At 72.6% G+C, this 17,701-nt stretch carries 19 protein-coding genes; 6 read left to right on the forward strand and 13 right to left on the reverse strand.

From position 1 onward, the window contains the following. Positions 1-18 precede the first annotated feature (18 nt). Positions 19-558, reverse strand: coding sequence for a GNAT family N-acetyltransferase (locus tag LPC04_RS05040; RefSeq protein ID WP_275681087.1), 540 nt, complete (start codon positions 556-558; stop codon positions 19-21). Between the two features lie 209 nt (positions 559-767). Between LPC04_RS05040 and LPC04_RS05045 the strand changes: the two genes are divergently transcribed. Beyond that, a complete protein-coding gene (locus LPC04_RS05045) occupies positions 768-2,546 on the forward strand; it encodes an alkaline phosphatase D family protein (protein ID WP_275681088.1) in 1,779 nt (592 codons plus the stop codon). A 21-nt stretch (positions 2,547-2,567) separates the two neighbouring features. On the opposite strand, the gene LPC04_RS05050 is transcribed toward LPC04_RS05045, so the two are convergent. From LPC04_RS05050 to LPC04_RS05060, 3 genes are all read right to left on the reverse strand, one after another. Further along, positions 2,568-2,978 (reverse strand): VOC family protein, encoded by a 411-nt coding sequence (locus LPC04_RS05050; RefSeq protein WP_275681089.1) that lies wholly within the window; start codon positions 2,976-2,978, stop codon positions 2,568-2,570. A 120-nt stretch (positions 2,979-3,098) separates the two neighbouring features. After that, positions 3,099-3,272, reverse strand: coding sequence for a hypothetical protein (locus LPC04_RS05055; protein ID WP_275681090.1), 174 nt, complete (start codon positions 3,270-3,272; stop codon positions 3,099-3,101). Positions 3,273-3,376: 104 nt separating this feature from the next. After that, positions 3,377-3,634, reverse strand: a complete 258-nt coding sequence (locus LPC04_RS05060) for a hypothetical protein (RefSeq protein WP_275681091.1) — start codon at positions 3,632-3,634, stop codon at positions 3,377-3,379. 185 nt (positions 3,635-3,819) lie between these two features. Here LPC04_RS05060 and LPC04_RS05065 point away from each other — a divergent pair, with 185 nt between their 5' ends. Beyond that, complete coding sequence (locus LPC04_RS05065) at positions 3,820-4,635, forward strand: DoxX family membrane protein (RefSeq protein ID WP_275681092.1); 816 nt, start codon at positions 3,820-3,822, stop codon at positions 4,633-4,635. A 126-nt stretch (positions 4,636-4,761) separates the two neighbouring features. Continuing rightward, complete coding sequence (locus LPC04_RS05070; protein ID WP_275681093.1) at positions 4,762-5,778, forward strand: MBL fold metallo-hydrolase; 1,017 nt, start codon at positions 4,762-4,764, stop codon at positions 5,776-5,778. A gap of 7 nt (positions 5,779-5,785) precedes the next feature. On the opposite strand, the gene LPC04_RS05075 is transcribed toward LPC04_RS05070, so the two are convergent. The 4 genes from LPC04_RS05075 to LPC04_RS05090 all read right to left on the reverse strand — a co-directional run bounded on the left by LPC04_RS05075 (position 5,786) and on the right by LPC04_RS05090 (position 9,944). After that, positions 5,786-7,354, reverse strand: coding sequence for a rhodanese-like domain-containing protein (locus tag LPC04_RS05075; protein WP_275681094.1), 1,569 nt, complete (start codon positions 7,352-7,354; stop codon positions 5,786-5,788). 270 nt (positions 7,355-7,624) lie between these two features. Further along, positions 7,625-8,503 carry an EamA family transporter gene (locus LPC04_RS05080; protein WP_275681095.1) on the reverse strand — a complete coding sequence of 293 codons (879 nt, stop codon included), beginning with the start codon at positions 8,501-8,503 and terminating at the stop codon, positions 7,625-7,627. Next, the gene (locus LPC04_RS05085) at positions 8,496-9,302 is read right to left on the reverse strand and encodes a DODA-type extradiol aromatic ring-opening family dioxygenase (RefSeq protein ID WP_275681096.1); all 807 of its coding nucleotides are present in this window, start codon (positions 9,300-9,302) and stop codon (positions 8,496-8,498) included. Before LPC04_RS05085 ends, LPC04_RS05080 begins: the two co-directional genes overlap by 8 nt. Before the next feature lie 3 nt (positions 9,303-9,305). Next, positions 9,306-9,944, reverse strand: coding sequence for a LysE family translocator (locus LPC04_RS05090; RefSeq protein WP_275681097.1), 639 nt, complete (start codon positions 9,942-9,944; stop codon positions 9,306-9,308). 110 nt (positions 9,945-10,054) lie between these two features. Here LPC04_RS05090 and LPC04_RS05095 point away from each other — a divergent pair, with 110 nt between their 5' ends. Beyond that, complete coding sequence (locus LPC04_RS05095; RefSeq protein ID WP_275681098.1) at positions 10,055-10,411, forward strand: c-type cytochrome; 357 nt, start codon at positions 10,055-10,057, stop codon at positions 10,409-10,411. Here LPC04_RS05095 and eutC read toward each other — a convergent pair. From eutC to LPC04_RS05115, 4 genes are read right to left on the reverse strand one after another with little or no spacing between them, the layout of a single operon-like run. Next, complete coding sequence (gene eutC / locus LPC04_RS05100; RefSeq protein WP_275681099.1) at positions 10,404-11,228, reverse strand: ethanolamine ammonia-lyase subunit EutC; 825 nt, start codon at positions 11,226-11,228, stop codon at positions 10,404-10,406. The two genes, LPC04_RS05095 and eutC, sit on opposite strands and share 8 nt — an antisense overlap. Beyond that, on the reverse strand, positions 11,225-12,616 hold the full coding sequence (locus LPC04_RS05105; RefSeq protein ID WP_275681100.1) for an ethanolamine ammonia-lyase subunit EutB: 1,392 nt from the start codon (positions 12,614-12,616) through the stop codon (positions 11,225-11,227). Before LPC04_RS05105 ends, eutC begins: the two co-directional genes overlap by 4 nt. A gap of 28 nt (positions 12,617-12,644) precedes the next feature. After that, a complete protein-coding gene (locus LPC04_RS05110) occupies positions 12,645-13,256 on the reverse strand; it encodes a pyridoxamine 5'-phosphate oxidase family protein (RefSeq protein WP_275681101.1) in 612 nt (203 codons plus the stop codon). Positions 13,257-13,267: 11 nt separating this feature from the next. Further along, positions 13,268-13,819, reverse strand: coding sequence for a carboxymuconolactone decarboxylase family protein (locus tag LPC04_RS05115; RefSeq protein WP_275681102.1), 552 nt, complete (start codon positions 13,817-13,819; stop codon positions 13,268-13,270). Positions 13,820-13,933: 114 nt separating this feature from the next. On the opposite strand from LPC04_RS05115, the gene LPC04_RS05120 reads away from it, so the two are divergent. Then, entirely contained in the window at positions 13,934-14,815 is an 882-nt protein-coding gene (locus LPC04_RS05120) for a LysR family transcriptional regulator (RefSeq protein WP_275681103.1), read from the forward strand. Between the two features lie 4 nt (positions 14,816-14,819). After that, entirely contained in the window at positions 14,820-16,094 is a 1,275-nt protein-coding gene (locus tag LPC04_RS05125; protein WP_275681104.1) for a glycerate kinase type-2 family protein, read from the forward strand. A 3-nt stretch (positions 16,095-16,097) separates the two neighbouring features. Here LPC04_RS05125 and LPC04_RS05130 read toward each other — a convergent pair whose 3' ends face one another. Beyond that, positions 16,098-17,678, reverse strand: coding sequence for a tetratricopeptide repeat-containing sulfotransferase family protein (locus tag LPC04_RS05130; protein ID WP_275681105.1), 1,581 nt, complete (start codon positions 17,676-17,678; stop codon positions 16,098-16,100). Between the last annotated feature and the right edge of the window lie 23 nt (positions 17,679-17,701).

Consider the following 17,701-nt stretch of genomic DNA (forward strand, 5'->3'; position numbering starts at 1 on the left):
GACGCCAGGCCGCAAGCTCTAACGGCGCACGTACTCGAAGTCGTCGACGAGCACGCCGCGCAGCGTGTCGTTGCCGGCGAGCACCCGCTCGCGCACGAAGCCCGCGCGCTCCAGCACCCGGCACGAGGCCTCGTTGCCGACGGTGACCGTGGCGTGCTGCTCGGTCACGCCATGACGCCGCAGGTGCTCGCTGAGCGCCGTCACCGCCTCGGTCGCATAGCCCTGGCCCCAGTGCGCCGGCACGAACGCGTAGCCGACGTTGGTGGCCACGCCGCGCGCGGTCACCTCGGCGTCCATCTTGCCGATCCACGCGCCATCGGCCACGCGTTGCACGGCCCAGCCGAAGTCCAGCACATCCACGCCGACGAGCGGGCATTGCGCGACGCGCGCCCAGCGCGCGCGCAGGTGCGCGACGTCCGGCGAAGGTTGCAGCGAGATCCATTCGTAGATCGCCGGGTCGCGCAGGCCGTCGAACAAGGGCGCGGCGTGGCGCTCGTCCAGCGGCTCCAGCCGCAGGCGCGCGGTGGCGAGCGTGACGTTGATGGCGGGACCGTTCACGGGGATGCGCGTGCGTTGCATGGCCCAGTGTCGTCGAGCTGGACCGCCACGCAATCGCTGGCAAGAGGAAATCCCCGCGGCCACTCGGGATGGCGATGCGGACATGCAACGGTCACACTCCGACCCCGTGTTGACCCGGTTGAACTGCAGTCCAGGGTCGATATCCTCGCGGCCACTCGGAAACAGCTCAGGACTCAGGAGACAAGCACATGGACCGCAGACAACTACTCAAGCGTGGCGCCTTCTTCACCGTCGTCGCGGCCACCGGCGCGCTGGCCGCGTGCGGCGGCGACACGGGCCCGGACGCCGGCACCTACCGCTTCGACCAGGGCGTGGCCAGCGGCGACCCGCGCGACACCAGCGTCGTGTTCTGGACGCGCTGCGTGCGCGCCGACGGCGCCGCCGAGACCATCGACGTCTACCTGGAGGTCGCGACCTCGTCCGACTTCGGCACCGTGCTCGGCCACGCCTCGCTGACCACCAGCGCCGACTGGGACAACACGCTGCGCGCGAAGATCACCGGCCTGCCCGCGAACACGCCGCTCTACTACCGCTTCGTCGCCGGCCGCGACATCAGCCCGATCGGCAAGACCAGGACGATGCCGGCCGCCACGGCCGCCGTCGCGCAGGCGAAGTTCGCGTGGTTCACGTGCCAGGACTGGTCGATCAACCACTGGGGCGCGATGTCGCTGCTGGCTGCCGAGCCCGACCTCGACTTCATCGTGCACGTGGGCGACTACGTCTACGAGACTGTCGGCGCCTCGTTCCAGGTCGGCGCCGCCGAACCCGCGCACACCGCGCTGGCGCTGCCCGACGGCCTGCCGCTGCCTTCCGGCGGCAAGTACGCGAACACCCTGAACGACTACCGCTACCTGTATCGCACCTACCGCGGCGACGCGCGCCTGCGCACGCTGCACCAGCAGTGGCCGCTGATCGCGATCTGGGACGACCACGAGTTCAGCGACGACTGCTGGCAGGACCACCAGACCTACACCAATGCCAACGTGCAGCAGACCTCGCGCCGCCGCAACGCCTCGCAGGCCTGGGTCGAGTACATGCCGCTGGACTTCGGCGACGTCTCGTTCGACACCGCCAACGCCGCCTACGACAACATCCGCATCTACCGCGACTTCCAGTTCGGCAACCTGCTGCACCTGGTGATGACCGACGAGCGCCTGTACCGCGACGACCACGTCGTGCCCGAGGCCGCGATCGCGCAGGCCCAGGGCCACGATCCGATCAACGGCAGCGACTCGGTCGGCTCGCGCTACTTCGTGCAGCAGCCGGTGCTGGCGCAGTTCGAGGCGCTCAAGACGCAGGCACTGGGCCGCGCGCCGTCCATCCTCGGCACGACGCAGGAGGCCTGGTGGAAGACGACGATGACGTCGTCGTCGGCCACCTGGAAGGTCTGGGGCAACGAGGTGATGCTCAATCGCCTGTGGGTCGACCTGACGCAGCTGGCGCCGCCGCCGTACAACGCGAACTACGTCGTCAACTGCGACTCGTGGGACGGCTACCCGTCGCACAAGGCGGAGCTGCTGGGCTACCTGAAGGCCAACAACGTGCAGAACGTCGTGGCGATCACCGGCGACCTGCACGCGTTCCAGTGCGGCGTCGTGCGCGACGTGCCGGATCCGGCCACCGGCACGCCGGTGCTCGTCGACTTCGTGACCGCCGGCATCTCCAGCTCCAGCTTCTTCAAGTACCTGCAGGCTGGCGCCCAGGGCACGCCGCTGGCGTCGCTCGTGGCCAACCAACCCACCTTCGAGGGCCTGGTCGGCGCGAACAACCCCGACCTCAAGTACCACGACCACGACGCGCAGGGCTATGCCACCGCCACCGTGACGGCCACGCAACTGGTGGTGACCTACAACAAGGTCAAGCCGCTGAACGCGGACGGCACGGCGCCGGCGGCGCCGCTGCTCAAGCGCACGCAGATGACGCTGGCCGCCGGCAGCCTGGTGCCGGTGATCGCCGACAACGTCTGACGACCGCGGCGCCGGCGCGCATCAGCCCTGGGGCATCCGGGACATGTCCATGAAGAACGGCTCCCAGTTGTGGCCGTCCAGGTCCTCGATGCTGCGCTGGTACATGAAGCCGAGATCCTGCGGCGGATTGGCGTCGGCCTTGCCGCCGTGGGCGGCGCCGGCCTTGACCATCGCGTCGACGTCGGCGCGGCTGTCGCAGATGAGCGCCAGCGAGACCTCGGACGCCTCGTGCGCATTGGTGATCGGCTTTTTCGTGAAGCTGCCCCACTTCGCGTGGGTCAGCAGCATCACGTAGATCGTGTCGGACAGCACCATGCAGGCCGCGGTGTCGTCGGTGAACTGCGGGTTGTTGGTGAAGCCGATCGCCTCGTAGAAGGCCTTGGACTTCGGAAGGTCGCGCACGGGCAGGTTGACGAAGATCTGCTTGGCCATGAAGGGTTCTCCTGTTGGATCGTTGCGGATGATGGGGCGGCCGCCATTTCCGGCACGCCACGTCCATACGACGAACGGGAACCCCGCGTTTCGACACGGCTCGCGCAGAAGGACGCCGGATCAGTTCGGCGGATCCTTCAGGCGGGTGCGCGACACCGCCATCATCACGCCGACGCCGGCGACGATCAGGCAGACGATGGCCACGTAGGTCGACGCGACGTGCGCGGCGACCAGCGCCCACGCGATGCCGCCGACGACCAGCACGAGTCCGACGATGTAGAGCAGGAACGACATGGGCACCTCCGAAGGTTGCTGACGTTCCGACGATAGGCCCCGCCGCCGCCGCCCCCCATCGGCAGGCGCCGCGGACGGTCGTAGGCCGATCCCTACAGTGCGCCTCAGCGCCCCGTGGCGGCGCTGGCCGGCGCCTGGTTCGCCGCGGCGGCCTGCGCGGCCTCGCGATCCTTCTTGGCGGCCAGGTGATGGCCGACGGCGCAGCCGACGACCGCCCCCGCGACGGCGTGGTGGCCGGCGAAGTGGCCGCCGACGCCGCCGACGGCGGCTCCCTTCAGGCAGCCCTTGGCCTGCGCCGGCACCGAGGCGGCCAGCGTGCAGGCGGCCAGGACGGCGGCCATGGCGATGCGTGCTTCGAACATGTCTTGCTCCTTGGTGGGTGACGGCTCGAACTGTCGGCCCTCGCGCCCAAGGCGGCAATCGCCGTGCGACGCGGCGCCGCGGACGCCCGACGGACCGCAGCGGCGCCGGACGGCCGGCATCCGCGCAATCCCCGTGCCGCATCCGGCCGACATGAGCGACGATCGCGCATCGACGAGGAGACCCCATGGACGCATTGCGGGACGACACCCCGGCTCGACGGCAGCTCGCCGCGATGGCCGGCATCGCGCTGGGCCTGGGCGCGCTGGGCGCACTGGGCGTGGGCAGCGGCGACTTCGCGTTCCAGTGGCAGCCCGTGCCGCCCGACGTGCCCGCGCGCGGCGCGCTGGCCATCGCGGCCGGGTTGCTGGAGATCGTCGCCGCCGTGCTGCTCGTGTCGGTGCGCCTGCGGACGGCGGGCGCCTGGCTCGCGGCCGCGATCCTCGCCGGCTGGACGGCGCTGCACGTTCCCGCCGTCGTGCAGCGGCCGGCGTCGATCGCGGACTGGCTGGGCATCGCCGAGAGCGCGGCCATGGCGAGCGCCGCGCTGATGTTCGCGGCCACGCAGGCCGGCAGCGCGTCAGCCGGCGCGATCCAACGCGGCGGCATGTTCGTGTTCGGGCTCGCCGCGATCCTGTTCGGCGTCTCGCACTTCGCCTATGCCGACTTCACGGCCTCGATGATTCCCGCCTGGCTGCCGCAGCGCGTCGCGCTCGCGTACCTGACCGGCGCCGCGCACGCGCTGGCCGGCCTGGCGATCGCGTCGGGCCTCTGCCGCACGCTGGCCGCGGCGCTGGAGGCGTCGATGATGGCTGGCTTCGTCGTCCTCGTGCACGTGCCGCGCGTGCTGGCGCATCCCGACAGCCGCATGGAGTGGACGATGCTGTTCGTCGCGCTCACGCTGAGCGCGTCGGCGGCGATGGTGGCGGCGATCTCGCGGCGTCGCAGGATGTCGATCGGCGCGTCCTCGATGTCGCCCGCGACCTCGCTCCCGAACGCGTAGCCAAGGCTCCGAAGCGACGGATCGCGGCACGATTGCGCACTCGACAATGACTTTCGGCGCCCGATTCGCACGCCGGGCACCGGGCGGCCGTACAGTGGGGGCGCCTTGTCCACCCCATCCGCCGACGTGACCACGCCCCTGCCACCCAACGCCTTCGCGGCGGCCTCGTTCCACCACGGCGCGTTCCACAACGCCAGCGGGCGCGAGAAGCACGGACTCGCGAACGCGCTGCGCTGGATGCTGACCCGCTCGCGCGGGCCGTGGCCGACGCATGTCGAGGACGTCCCCGTCGCGCTGCCGGTGGACCGCGTCGACGACGGCTCGATCCGCGCCACCGTGATCGGCCACGCCACGGTGCTGGTGCAGGTCGACGGCCTGAACATCCTCACCGATCCGGTGATGTCCGCGCGCATCGGGCCCACGCCGTGGACCGGCCCGAAGCGCGTGCGCCCGCCGGCGGTGCCGTTCGAGGCCATCCCCGCCATCGACGTCGTGCTGCTGAGCCACGACCACTACGACCACCTCGACCGGCCGACGCTGCGCCGGCTCGTCGCGCGCGACAACCCGAAGATCCTGACCGGCCTGCGCGTCGGCAAGGCCGTGCCGTCGAAGAACGTCGTCGAGCTCGACTGGTGGCAGGGCCACGCGATCCGCGACGGCGTGACGGCCACCTACGTGCCCGCCGAGCACTTCTCGGGCCGCGGGCTGTTCGACCGCGACAAGACGCTGTGGGGCGGATTCGTGCTGGAGACGCCCGCCGGCAAGGTCTACTTTGCCGGTGACACGGCCGCGGGCACGCATTTCCAGGCGATCCGCGAGCGGTTCGGCGCGATGACGCTGTCGCTGCTGCCCATCGGCGCCTACGCGCCGCGCTGGTTCATGGACCGCGTGCACATGGATCCCGACGAGGCGCTGCAGGCCAGCCTGACGCTCGAATCGCAGACCACGCTGGCGATCCACTTCGCCACGTTCAATCTCGCCGACGACGCCTACGACGCGCCGACGCACGCGCTCGCGCGCGCCGTCTCGCACCTGGTCGACCATCCGCCCGGCGGCGACTTCCGCGTGCTGCCGTTCGGCGAGGCCGCGATCGTGCGGATCGGCGAAGGGCGCGAGGCCGCGGCGCGGCGTCGCTACGCGTAGGTCGTCGCTAGCGCAGGCGTTCCCAGTCGAGGTAGTCGCGCATCGCCTGCGGGTCGCGGCGCGCTGGCGGCAGCAGTTCGTCGTCGTGCGGGGGCAGCGGCGCCGTCTCCAGCGCACGCCCGGCGGCCGCCCACAGGCGCGTGCCGCCCTGCAGCCAGGCCACGTGCACGTAGCCGCGTCGGCGCAGCGTGGCCGCCGCGAACGCCGACTGCGCGCCGTCGGAGCAGGTGACCAGCAGGGCTTCGTCGAGCGACGGCACGACGCGCCCGATGCGCGGCTCCAGCCAGCCGCGCGGCAGCCACCGCGCGCCGGGCAGGTGCCCGCGCCGGTACGAGGCGCTGGTGTCGACATGCAGCACGTGCGCCGGCGCGTACGCGGCCAGCCAGCGCGACACGTCGTCGACACCCAGCCCCGGCGTCACCGCGCTCGCCTCGCTCCAGCCCAGCGGCAGCTCGGCCACCACGCTGGCCGGACGTCCGCTGGCCGCCCAGGCCGCGATGCCGCCCGCCAGCTCCTGCACGCGCGGCAATCCGAGCCGGCGCAGCCAGACGCCGGTGAGCAGCGCGCGCACGCAGTCGTCGTCGATCAGCACGACCGGCGCGTCGCGCAGCGCGACCAGCTCGTCGTGGCGCACGATCAACGCGTCGCTGGACACCGACACGCTGCGCGGCACGTGCGCCACCACGTGGCTGCCGAGATTGCGCAGGTCGAAGGCGCTGAAGTTGCCGCTCGTCGCGTACAGCAGCCCCGCCAAGTCGGCCGCCTCGATGCGCTCGACGCCGAAGTGCTTGGCCAGGCGGGCCGACCCCAGCTCGGCGAACTGGCTCGCCGGCGTGGACGGCTTCACGCGCCGCCGCCGCGAGCCCTGCTCGAGCTCGTGGCCGGCCAGGCGCCAGGCGAGCACGCCGCCTTCGAGGACCATGACGTCGCTCAGGCCGAGATCGATCAGCGTGCGCGCGACGATCAGGCTGCGCGTGCGCGCGCTGGAGCACAGCACGATGACATCGGACTCGCCGGCCATGTCGAGCGCGTGCGAGACGATCTCGAAGCCGGGCAGCGAGACCGCGCCGGGGATGCAGCCCTCGGTGTGCTCGTCGGCACCGCGCACGTCGCACAGCGCGACGCGCCGGCCTTCGTCCAGCCAGCGTCGCAAGGTCTCGACGTCGATGCTGGGCACGCGCTCGAGATCGCCGATGCGGCGCCCGAAGGCCTTGCTCGACACCTGCGTGCCCGAGACGATGGGCAGCCCGGCGTGGCGCCACGCGGCCACGCCGCCGTCGAGCGCGGCGACGTCGCGATAGCCGAGCGCCGACAGCGTCTCGCCGGCCAGCGCCGCCCGCGGGTCGCGCGCGCCGTCGTCGATGTCCTCGCCGCTGTCGACGACGATCAGCGGCGTCGCGCGATCGCGCACCAGCGCCTCGATGCGGAACTCGATGCGGCGGCGCGGCAGGATCGTCGCGCCGGGAATGTGGCCGCGCTCGGACTCGATCAGGTCGCGCACGTCCAGCAGCGCCGGCGGGTGTTCGCCGGCGAGCGCCGCGACGAGTTGGTCGATCGTGACGAGGCGGGTCGCCATGGTCAGGCCTCGGGCCCGGACGCGACGCCGCGGCATGGCGAGGCGCCGGGCACGCGACGTCCGGGAGCGGGGTGTCCCGTTGCCGGTCGAGCGACGACGAGACGATTTGGTCGACTCATCTGCGAGCCCTGAAACACACGCGAAGCCATGGCCTGGCTTTCGTTGACGTGAATGCACCCTGTCGAACGAGTCTATGTGTCGGGCCGCCCCGGGTCAATCGTGACAGCGCTGGAACGGGTGGGGCAACCTGGACGGTCGTCGAGTCTTGTCCTAGACACCGGCCACGTCGACCGTTGCGCGACGCGCGGTCGCCGCGCCGCCGGCCGACGCGCCGATGATGCAGGCGATCGCGAGCCATTGCCACGCAGTCAGGCGTTCGCCCAGCACGACCGCACCGCACGCGGCACCGACGGCGGGCGTCGCGCTGACGAGGATGCCGAACACGTGGCGCGGCATGCGGCGCAGCGCGGCCATCTCCAGCGAGTACGGCACCGCGCTCGACAACAAGGCCACGCCGAGGCCGGCCAGCAGCGTCGTCGGCACTCGCATCGCAGCGCCCGCGTGCGCGATGCCGATGGGCACCGCGAACAGCGCCGCCACCAGCATGCCCAGCGACACCGCCTGTCCGCTCGCGAGGCCGGACACGCGTTTGCCGAACACGATGTAGAGCGCCCACGACGCGGCCGCGCCGAACGCGAACAGCAGCCCGACCGGATCGAGCGGCTGGCTCGCCGTGAGCGGCAGCAGCAGCGCGAGCCCGGCGAGCGCGAGCACGACCCAGGCGACGTCGAGCGCGCGCCGCGAGGCGGCCAGGACCACCACCAGCGGGCCGGTGGTCTCGATCGCGGTGGCGATGCCGATGGGGATGCGGCCGAAGGCGTGGTAGATGCACAGGTTCATGCCGCCCAGCATCGCGCCGTAGACGACGACGTTGGCGACGTCGCGCCGCGCCACTGGCATGCGCCAGGGCCGCCAGAACGCGAGCAGCAGCAGCGCCGACAGCCCGACGCGCAGCGCCGTCATGCCTTCGACGCCGACCACCGGGAACAGGCTCTTGGCGACGGCGGCGCCGAGGTTCTGCGACACCAGCGAGGCCATCAACGCCGCCAGCGGCAACGCGCCGGCCGGCCGCGCCGCGGCGTCAGCCAAAGCGATAGCTCGACACCGTGATGCCGCCGAAGAAATCGCGCTCGTGATAGGCGCGCGTGGCCGCCTCGCCCTCGGCGGCGCCGAGCGCGACCATCAGCGGCAGCAGGTGCTCCTCGCGCGGGTGCGCGAGACGCGCGGCGGGCGCGCGCTCCCACGCGGCGAGCGTGGCCGAGCGCGTGCCGGGGTCGGGGATCGCCAGCGTGCTCTCCAGCCACGCGTCGAACGCCGCCGACGGCGCGCGCGCCGCGGGGCCGAACGCGCGCAGGTTGTGATAGCTCAGGCCGCTGCCGACGATCAGGATGTCCTCGTCGCGCAGCGGCGCCAGCGCACGTCCGAGCGCGAGGTGCTCGCCGGGCGCGAGGCCGTCCTTGAGCGACAGCTGCAGCACCGGCACGTCGGCGTTCGGATAGATGACCGCCATCGGCGCGAACATGCCGTGGTCGAAGCCGCGCGTGGCGTCCTCGTCCGACGCGATGCCGGCCGCGGCCAGCGCCTCGCGCACGCGCGCCGCGACGCCGGGCGCGCCCGGCGCCGGGTACTGGATGCGATAGGTGAACTCGGGGAAGTTGGTGTAGTCGTAGAGCATCGGTGGCGACGGATGCGTCTGCACGGTGAACCGCGGCGCCTCCCAGTGCGCCGACAGCATCAGCACCGCGCGCGGCGTGCGGCCGATGTCGGCGGGCATGCCGGCGAGCGCGGCTTCGAGCCGGTCGTAGACGCCGCCCATCTCTTCCTTCATCCACGGCCAGGGGCCGCCGCCGTGCGAGATGAAGTAGGTCGGAAGGCGCGTCGTCGCCATGGTTCAGGCCGCCTGCCGCCGCAGCGTCAGCAAGGCGGCGCCGAAGCCGACGAAGATCGCGCCGACGCTGCGGTTGAGCCACAGCGAGAAGCGCGGACGCGCCAGCAGCGCCCGCGCGCGCGCCGCGAGCAGCGCGTAGGTCACCAGCGACGCGAACGATAGCGCGCAGAACAGCCCCGTCAGCACGAGGAACTGCGGCAGCAGCGGCGCGTGGGCATCGAGGAACTGCGGGAACAGCGCGGTGAAGAACAGGATGGGCTTGGGGTTGGTGCTGGCCGTCAGCAGCGCCTCGCCGAACAGCCGCGAGCGCCGCGGCGGTGCGGCGACCGCGGCGCCCTCGGGCGGCACCAGCGTCACGCCGCGGCCGGTCAGCTGGCGAAAGCCGACGTAGAACAGATAGCCCGCACCCAGCAGCTTGACGACGCCGAACAGCACCGCCGACGACTGCAGCAGCACGCCCAGCCCCAGCATCGCGGCCGCGGACAGGCCGAACAACCCGCACACGTTGCCCAGCGTCGACCAGATCGCCGTGCGCGGACCCCAGGCCATGCTGTTGCGCAGCGCGAGCAGCGTCGCGGGCCCCGGGCTGAGGATGGCCACGGCGGCGACGGCGGTGAAGGCGATCAGGGTGTGGATCTGCATGGCGTCCCCATTGTCGCGGCCCGGGTTCAATCCGACGGCCGGGCAGGGACTTGTCGCGCGCCGGCGGCTTTCGCGGGCACCATGGCGCCTTCTCCCGACAAGGCCTCGCCATGCGCATCCTGTTCGTCTCGACGTCGCTCGCCATCGCCCTCGCCAGCGCCCACGCGCAGGACGCCGCGGCCGGCGGCATGGCCTTCCAGCAGTGCGCCGAGTGCCACAGCCCGGGCACCGGCGACGGCGCGGGCCCGGGACTCAAGGGCGTGTTCGGCCGCCGCGCTGGCAGCAAGGACGGCTTCGAGTTCAGTGCGGCCCTCCGGAAATCCGCCATCCAGTGGGACGACAAGACGCTGGACGCCTTCCTCGCCAACCCGCAGAAGGCCGTGCCCGGCACGTCGATGGCATTCGGCGGCGACGAGGACGCCAAGGAACGCGCCGACCTCGTGGCCTACCTGAAGACGCTCAAATGAGCGGCGGCTCGGGCGTCGGGTAGCCGCCGACGGCCGGCATCTCGCTGTCGTCCTTCAACTCGATGCCGGTGAGGCGGCGCCGCTGCGATTCGCGTACCAGCCAGGCGATGCGCGCGGCGGCCTCGGCCAGCGGCAGGCCCTGCGGCCGGATGTTGCTGACGCAGTTGCGCTGGCTGTCGATGCACCCGACCTTCGGCGCCCAGGTCAGGTAGGCGCCGAGGCTGTCCGGCGAGCTCAGGCCCGGACGCTCGCCCAGCAGCACCAGCACCAGCGACGCGCCCAGCCGCTCGCCGATCTCGTCGCCGAGGGCCACGCGCGCCTGCGTCGCCACGACCAGCCGGCTCGCCTCGATTCCGACACCGCGCAACGCGGCCACCAGCGCGGCGGCATGCGTCTGCGCGGCCACCGCGGACAGCCCGTCGCCGACGACGATGCACAGCCCGCCGCCGGCGTCGCCCGCGAGCGCGTCGCGGCTCGCGGGCGCGAGCTGCCGGCCGAGATCGGGGCGCGTGAGGTACTCGACGCGCGAGCCCGCGCGGCTCGCGACGACCGCCGCGTCCAGGCCCTGTGCGCGCAGGTCGGCGATCAACGTGGGCACGTCCAGCGGCAGTTGCACCGCGTCGCGCGCGAGCGCGTGCGCGGCGGCGAAGCGCAGCACCTCGGCGGTCGGCAGGCTGGTGCCCGAACGTCCGAGCGAGATACGGGCCGGGGTATGACGGCGCAGCGCCGTCCATGGATCGCCCGGCGGCGTCGGCGCGGGCTCCGGCTCCTCGCCGTTGTCCCAGTGCATGGGATGGTCGGGCAGCGTGCGCGTCATGCCGGCAACCTCCGCGACATCGCCTGTGCCAGCGCCGGCATCGCCGCGACCGGGCGCAGCGCCCCGTGTTCGTCGGTGATGCCGCGGGCGTGCAGCCAGGCCTCGAACTCGGGCGCGCGCCGGCGGCCCAGCAGCTTGCGCGCGAACAACGCGTCGTGGAAGGACGTGCTCTGGTAGTTCAGCATCACGTCGTCGGCGCCCGGCACGCCCATCATGAAGTTGAGGCCGGCGGCCGCGAGCAGCACCAGCAGCGTGTCCATGTCGTCGGAGTCGGCCTCGGCGTGGTTGGTGTAGCAGATGTCGCAGCCCATGGGCAGGCCCAGCAGCTTGCCGCAGAAGTGATCCTCGAGGCCGGCGCGGATGATCTGCTTGCCGTCGTAGAGGTACTCCGGCCCGATGAAGCCGACCACCGTGTTGACCAGCAGCGGCCGGTAGCGCCGCGCGACGGCGTAGGCACGCGCCTCCAGCGTCTGCTGGTCGACGCCGTGATGCGCGTCGGCCGACAGCGCGCTGCCCTGCCCCGTCTCGAAGTACATGACGTTGTCGCCCAGCGGCCCGCGGTTCGACGCGAGCGCCATGGCGTGCGCCTCGTCCAGCAGCGCCAGCGACACGCCGAAGCCGCGGTTGGCCGCCTCGGTGCCGGCGATCGACTGGAACACGAGGTCGACCGGCGCGCCCTGCGCCATCGCGCGCATCGTGTTGGTGACGTGGGTCAGCACGCAGGCCTGCGTCGGGATCTGCTGGCCGGCGATCAGGTCGTCGAGCTGGCGCAGCAGGCGGATCAGCTGCGGCACGCTGTCGGCCGCCGGGTTGACGCCGATGACCGCGTCGCCGGCGCCGTACATCAGCCCGTCGACGATGCTCGCGAGGATGCCGGCGGCGCTGTCGGTGGGATGGTTGGGCTGCAGCCGCACGGCCAGCGAGCCGGGCAAGCCCAGCGTGTTGCGGAAGCGCGTGACGACGCGGCAGCGGCTCGCGGCGAGGATCAGGTCCTGGTTGCGCATGATCTTGCTGACGGCTGCGGCCATCTCGGGCGTCAGGCCGGGCGCGAGCGCGGCGAGCGTCGCGGGCGTCGCCGCGTCGGACAGCAGCCAGTCGCGCAGCCCGCCGACCGTGAGGTGGGCCACCGGCGCGAACGCGGCGGGGTCGTGCGTGTCGACGATCAGCCGCGTGAGCTCGTCGGCCTCGTAGGGCACCACGGCCTCGGACAGGAACGTCGCCAGCGGCAGGTCGGCCAACGCCGCCTGCGCCGCGACGCGCTCCTGCGCCGTCTCCGCGGCGACGCCGGCGAGCCGGTCGCCGGAGCGCAGCGGGCTCGCCTTGCCCATCAGCTCGCGCAGATCGGCGAAGCCGTAGACCCGTTGACCGACCGTGGCGCGATAGCTCATCCGCCGACGATACCCGGATCGCGGACGTTCAGGCGGAGTTCCTGAGCGCCGCCAGCTCCTTCTCCAACGCCGCGATGCGCGCGTCGCGCTCGACGATCGCCGGCACCACCTCGTCGACCGGCACCAGCTGCGGGATGTGCTGCGGGCAGTTCGCGTCCCAGGCCTTCACCGTGAAGACGATCGCCTGCTCGGCCCGCGCCTTGTAGCCGGCCGGCATCAGGCGCTCGACCAGCGCCGGGTCGGTCTCGACGCGCGCCTCGCCCCAGATCTTCAGCCGCTGCCGATGCGCGTAGTCCATCAGGAACAGCTGCGCCTTCGGGTTGTCGGCCAGGTTGCCGGTCGAGACGAACTGCCGGTTGCCGGTGAAGTCGGCGAAGGCGATCGTGTGTTCGTCCAGCACGTGCAGGAAGCCGGGCGGGCCGCCGCGGTGCTGGATGTAGGGTTGGCCGTCCAGGTTGGCCGTCGCCATGAACAGCGTCGTCTGCGCCTCGATGAAGCCGCGCATGCCGTCGTCGATGCCCGTCCGGAAGCCACGCCCCTGCTCCATGCGCGCGTACGCGTGACGCGAGCCGCGCGCCTGCTGCAGCGCCTTGACGCTGGGCGTGAAGACGATGTCGCTGGGATAGGCAGAGGCGGGCATGACAGGCTCCTTCAGGCGGTTTCGAGGGGCGCGACGACGGGGAAGTCGATGTCGGTCGCGGCGACCTCGTTGAGATAGTTCGTCCACGTGTTGAGCGCGACGTGCTGCACGATCTCGACGACCTGCGCATCGCTGTAGCCCGCCGCGCGCACGGCCTGCAGCGCGGCCTCGCCGACGTGGCCGCGGGCACGGGCGACCAGCACCGCGAAGCGGACGGCGGCGTCGGCCTTGGCGTCGTTGGACGTGCCGGCGCGGTTGGCCGCGATCTCGGCGTCGTCCAGCTTCGCGAGGTTCTTGCCGAGATAGGCGTGCGCGGCCAGGCAGTAGCTGCAGCCGTTGACCTCGGCCACCGCCAGCGCGATGCGCTCGCGCGTGGCGGCGGGCAGCGCGCCCTTGGCGAGCGCGCCCATCATGCCGAGATAGCCCTCCAGCGCCGCCGGGCTGGTCGCGGCGAGGCGGAACAGGTTGGGCACCGAGCCGAGCTGCTTGTTGACCGCCTCGAGCAGCGGTTGCGAGGCGGCCGGGGCGGTGGCGATCGAGGGCGGGGTGGGAATGCGGGACATGAGTTCTCCTTGACGGTGGGAGAACTATGGATCCTTCCAATCGATTCCACCAGACGCTAAGATCTGGAATCACTCTTCCATATTTCGGGAATATTCATGGACCGGCTCGACGCCATGACCGTCTTCCTCGCCGTGGTCGACGAGGGCAGCCTGTCGGCCGCCGGGCGCCGGCTGGCGATGCCGCTGGCCACGGTCAGCCGCAAGCTGGCCGAGCTCGAGGCGCATCTCGGCGCGCGGCTGCTGAACCGCACGACGCGCCGGCTGGAGCTCACCGACCCGGGCCGCGACTACGAGCAGGCCTGCCGCCGCATCCTCGACGAGGTCGCCGGCGCCGAGGCCGCGGTGGCCGGCGAGTACGACGCGCCGCGCGGCGAGCTGGCGATCACCGCGCCCATCGTGTTCGGCCGGCTGCACGTGCTGCCGGTCGTCAACGAGTTCCTGCGCGCCAACGCCGAGGTCGACGTGCGCCTCGCGCTCGGCGACCGCATCGCCCACCTGCTGGACGAGCACGTCGACGTCGCCGTGCGCATCGGCATGCTGCCCGACAGCCGCCTCAACGCGGTCGGGCTCGGCACGCTGCGCTCGGTCATCTGCGCCAGCCCGGACTACCTCAAGGCGCACGGCACGCCGCGCACGCCGACCGACCTGGCGCGGCACCGCTGCATCACCTTCGACGCGACCTACCCGACGCCGTGGCGCCTTGCCGGCGACACGAGCTTCGTGCCGGCGCGTCCGCGGCTGGTCGTCAACACGGCCGAGGCGGCGATCGACGCGACCATCGCCGGGCTCGGCGTGACGCGCGTGCTGTCCTACCAGGCCGACGCCGCGCTGCGCGGCAAGCAGCTGCGCCTGCTGCTGCGCAAGTTCGAGCCGGCGCCGGTGCCGGTCAACCTCGTCTACGACGGCCAGCAGCGCGTGACGTCCAAGCTGCGCGCGTTCCTCGACTTCGCCGCCCCGCGCCTGCGTCAACGACTCGCCGCGCTGCGCGCAGAATGACGCCATGACCGCTTCACCCGACCCGCGCAGGCTGCTGCGCCAGATGTTCGACGCCGCCATCGCCTCCGCGCAGCCCGCGCTGTGCCTGCCGCCGCACCTGCCCGCCCCGCCGAAGGGACGCACCATCGTCATCGGCGCCGGCAAGGCCTCGGCCGCGATGGCGCGCGCGCTGGAGGACCACTGGCCGGGGCCGCTGGAGGGGCTGGTCGTCACGCGCTACGGCTACGAGGTGCCGTGCGCGCGCATCGAGATCGTGCAGGCCGCGCACCCGGTGCCCGACGAGGCCGGCGTCGAGGCCTCGCGCCGCATCGCCGCGATGGTCACCGGGCTGACCGAGGACGACCTCGTCATCGCGCTGATCTCGGGCGGCGGCTCGTCGCTGCTGGCCGCGCCCGCGCCGGGCCTGACGCTGGCCGACAAGCGCGCCGTCAACGCGGCGCTGCTCGCCAGCGGCGCCTCGATCGGCGAGATGAACTGCGTGCGGCGCCACCTGTCCGCGCTGAAGGGCGGCCGGCTCGGCGCGCTGTGCCATCCGGCGCGCGTCGTGACGCTGCTGATCTCGGACGTGCCCGGCGACGATCCGCGCGACATCGCGTCGGGCCCGACCGTCGCCGACCCGACCACCTGCGCCGACGCACTGGCCATCGTCGATCGCTACCGGATGGACGTGCCCGACGCCGTGCGCAGGCTGCTCGAATCGGGCGGCTGCGAGTCGGTCAAGCCCGGCGACCCGCGGCTCGCGCGCGGCGAGGTCCGCATGATCACCGCGCCGCAGATCGCGCTCGAGGCGGCCGCGCAGGTCGCGCGCGACGCGGGCATCGCGGCGCACATCCTCGGCGACAGCCTCGAGGGCGAGGCGCGCGACCTCGGCAAGGCGATGGCCGGGATCGCGCGCCAGGTCGCGCTGCGCGGCCAGCCGTTCGAGGCGCCGTGCGTGCTGCTGTCCGGCGGCGAGACGACGGTCACCCTGCGCGGGGACGGCCGCGGCGGGCGCAACGTCGAGTTCCTGCTGTCGCTGGCCGTGGCGCTCGACGGCCTGGCCGGCGTGCACGCGATCGCGGGCGACACCGACGGCGTCGACGGCGCCGAGGAGATCGCGGGCGCGCACGTCGCGCCCGACACGCTCGCGCGCGCCTGGGCGCGGGGCGTGAACCCGCGTGCGAGCCTGGACGCCAACGACGCGCACACGTTCTTCAGCGGGCTCGGCGACTCGGTCGTCACCGGACCGACGCTGACCAACGTCAACGACTTCCGCGCGATCCTGGTCGAGAAGCGCTGAGCCTCACGCCACCTCGGGAAACGCGTCCAGCAGCTCGGGAAGGTGGGTCGCGTAGTTGCGCCAGCGCTCGACCGCGGTCGCATACACCGGCTGGCGCGCCTGCCACGTGCTGGCGGTGACGATGGCCTGGCGCCGACCGCCGTCCGCGGCCGCCGGCTCGGCGTCGCCCAGTCCGATGAAGCCGCGCACGCGCGCCAGCATGGCCTCGGGTTGCGCGACGACATCCTCGTAGTCGACCGGCAGCACGGGCACGCCGGCCTGCATCCAGTGCCGCATCAGGCGCTCGCAGTCGCGCGACACCGTGGCGATGTCGTCGAAGTCACGCGCGTAGCCGTTGTCGGGGTTGCCGAAGAAGTGGCTCCAGATCGACAGTGCCGTGTCGCGCGGGTTGCGCCGGCACCAGATCACGCGCAGGTTCGGGAACAGCGCGGCGGCCGTCCCGAGGTGGCGGAAGTTCAGCGGGTTCTTGTCGACATGCCACTGCGCGGGCGCGTCGTCCTGCCGCAGGTGGGTGCGATAGAGATGCGCCGCCTGCGCCACGCGGTCCGGCGACGGGTCGGCCTCCAGCATCGCGTGCACCTGCGGCAGCCACGCCGATTCGTCGCGGTTGCGCACGCGCTCGTCGCGCCCCAGGCGCTCGGCGATCAGCGTGGTGCCGCTGCGCGGCATGCCGACGATGAAGACCGGAGTGAACGACGCGTCGACCGCCACGTCCGCGACGCATGCGGCAGCGGCCAATTGACGTTCGACAGCCCGCGTCCAGTCGTCCTGCGACCACGGCCGCGCGCCGCGCAGCAGCGCGTTGCCTTCGCGCAGCGCGCGCACCGCGCCCGGCCGGTCGCCGACTTCGTCGCGGGCCTTGCCGAGCGCCAGCAGCGTCGCGCCGCGCGCGACGGGCAGCAGCGCCGGATCGCGCAGCAGCCGCTCGAACAGCGCGAAGTCGGGATGCCCCGCGTCGCCGTAGCGCTGCGCCATCGACAGCAGCAGCGCGACATGCGACTCGTTGTGGTTGACGCCGCGCGCGATGGCTTCGAGCAGGCGCACGCGCGCACGTTCGAAGTCCCCGAGCACCAGCGCCGTCCGTCCGGCCAGCGCCAGCAGGCGCGCATCGGCGGAGCCCGCCGTCACCGCCTCTTCGCACAGCGCGTGCGCCAGCTCGTCGCGCTGGCATTGCATCGCGAACTGCACGCAACGCGCGACCCCGATCGCGTCGTGCGGCGCCTGCCGTGCGCAGCGCGCGACCTGGCGCGCCGCGGCGTCGTAGCGCCCTTGCTCGCGCAGCACGTGGGCCAGCGAGAACGCCACGGCCGCGTCCGCGGGATGCCGTTGGGCCAGGCCTTCCAGCACGCGCAGCGCGCGCTCGCCGTCGCCCGCCAGCTGCCAGGACTCGCCCTGCCGCATCTCCAGCTCCACGCGCCCCGGATGGCGCTGCAGCGCGCGTTCGAGCAGGCGCGCGGCGAGCGCGTACCGGCCGCTGCGCACGAGCGCGTCGGCGCTCTGCTGCCACCGCACGGCGTCCTTGCCCTTGAGCTGGGCGCACAGCGCGGCGAGCCCGCCGTCGGCGGTCGCGCTTTCGTTGGTCATGGCGGACATCCCCGTTGTCGGTC

This window comes from Scleromatobacter humisilvae (assembly GCF_023231945.1).
Classification (GTDB): domain Bacteria; phylum Pseudomonadota; class Gammaproteobacteria; order Burkholderiales; family Burkholderiaceae_C; genus Scleromatobacter; species Scleromatobacter humisilvae.

Coding starts and splice junctions, on each gene's coding strand:
- LPC04_RS05110 (WP_275681101.1), bottom strand. CDS start 13,256: ATGCCCGCCTCTGCCTATCCCAGCGACATCGTCTTCACGCCCAGCGTC.
- eutC (WP_275681099.1), bottom strand. CDS start 11,228: ATGACGCGCACGCTGCCCGACCATCCCATGCACTGGGACAACGGCGAG.
- LPC04_RS05065 (WP_275681092.1), top strand. CDS start 3,820: ATGGACGCATTGCGGGACGACACCCCGGCTCGACGGCAGCTCGCCGCG.
- LPC04_RS05130 (WP_275681105.1), bottom strand. CDS start 17,678: ATGACCAACGAAAGCGCGACCGCCGACGGCGGGCTCGCCGCGCTGTGC.
- LPC04_RS05055 (WP_275681090.1), bottom strand. CDS start 3,272: ATGTCGTTCCTGCTCTACATCGTCGGACTCGTGCTGGTCGTCGGCGGC.
- LPC04_RS05095 (WP_275681098.1), top strand. CDS start 10,055: ATGCGCATCCTGTTCGTCTCGACGTCGCTCGCCATCGCCCTCGCCAGC.
- LPC04_RS05105 (WP_275681100.1), bottom strand. CDS start 12,616: ATGAGCTATCGCGCCACGGTCGGTCAACGGGTCTACGGCTTCGCCGAT.
- LPC04_RS05120 (WP_275681103.1), top strand. CDS start 13,934: ATGACCGTCTTCCTCGCCGTGGTCGACGAGGGCAGCCTGTCGGCCGCC.
- LPC04_RS05085 (WP_275681096.1), bottom strand. CDS start 9,302: ATGGCGACGACGCGCCTTCCGACCTACTTCATCTCGCACGGCGGCGGC.
- LPC04_RS05125 (WP_275681104.1), top strand. CDS start 14,820: ATGACCGCTTCACCCGACCCGCGCAGGCTGCTGCGCCAGATGTTCGAC.
- LPC04_RS05045 (WP_275681088.1), top strand. CDS start 768: ATGGACCGCAGACAACTACTCAAGCGTGGCGCCTTCTTCACCGTCGTC.
- LPC04_RS05090 (WP_275681097.1), bottom strand. CDS start 9,944: ATGCAGATCCACACCCTGATCGCCTTCACCGCCGTCGCCGCCGTGGCC.
- LPC04_RS05050 (WP_275681089.1), bottom strand. CDS start 2,978: ATGGCCAAGCAGATCTTCGTCAACCTGCCCGTGCGCGACCTTCCGAAG.
- LPC04_RS05060 (WP_275681091.1), bottom strand. CDS start 3,634: ATGTTCGAAGCACGCATCGCCATGGCCGCCGTCCTGGCCGCCTGCACG.
- LPC04_RS05075 (WP_275681094.1), bottom strand. CDS start 7,354: ATGGCGACCCGCCTCGTCACGATCGACCAACTCGTCGCGGCGCTCGCC.
- LPC04_RS05115 (WP_275681102.1), bottom strand. CDS start 13,819: ATGTCCCGCATTCCCACCCCGCCCTCGATCGCCACCGCCCCGGCCGCC.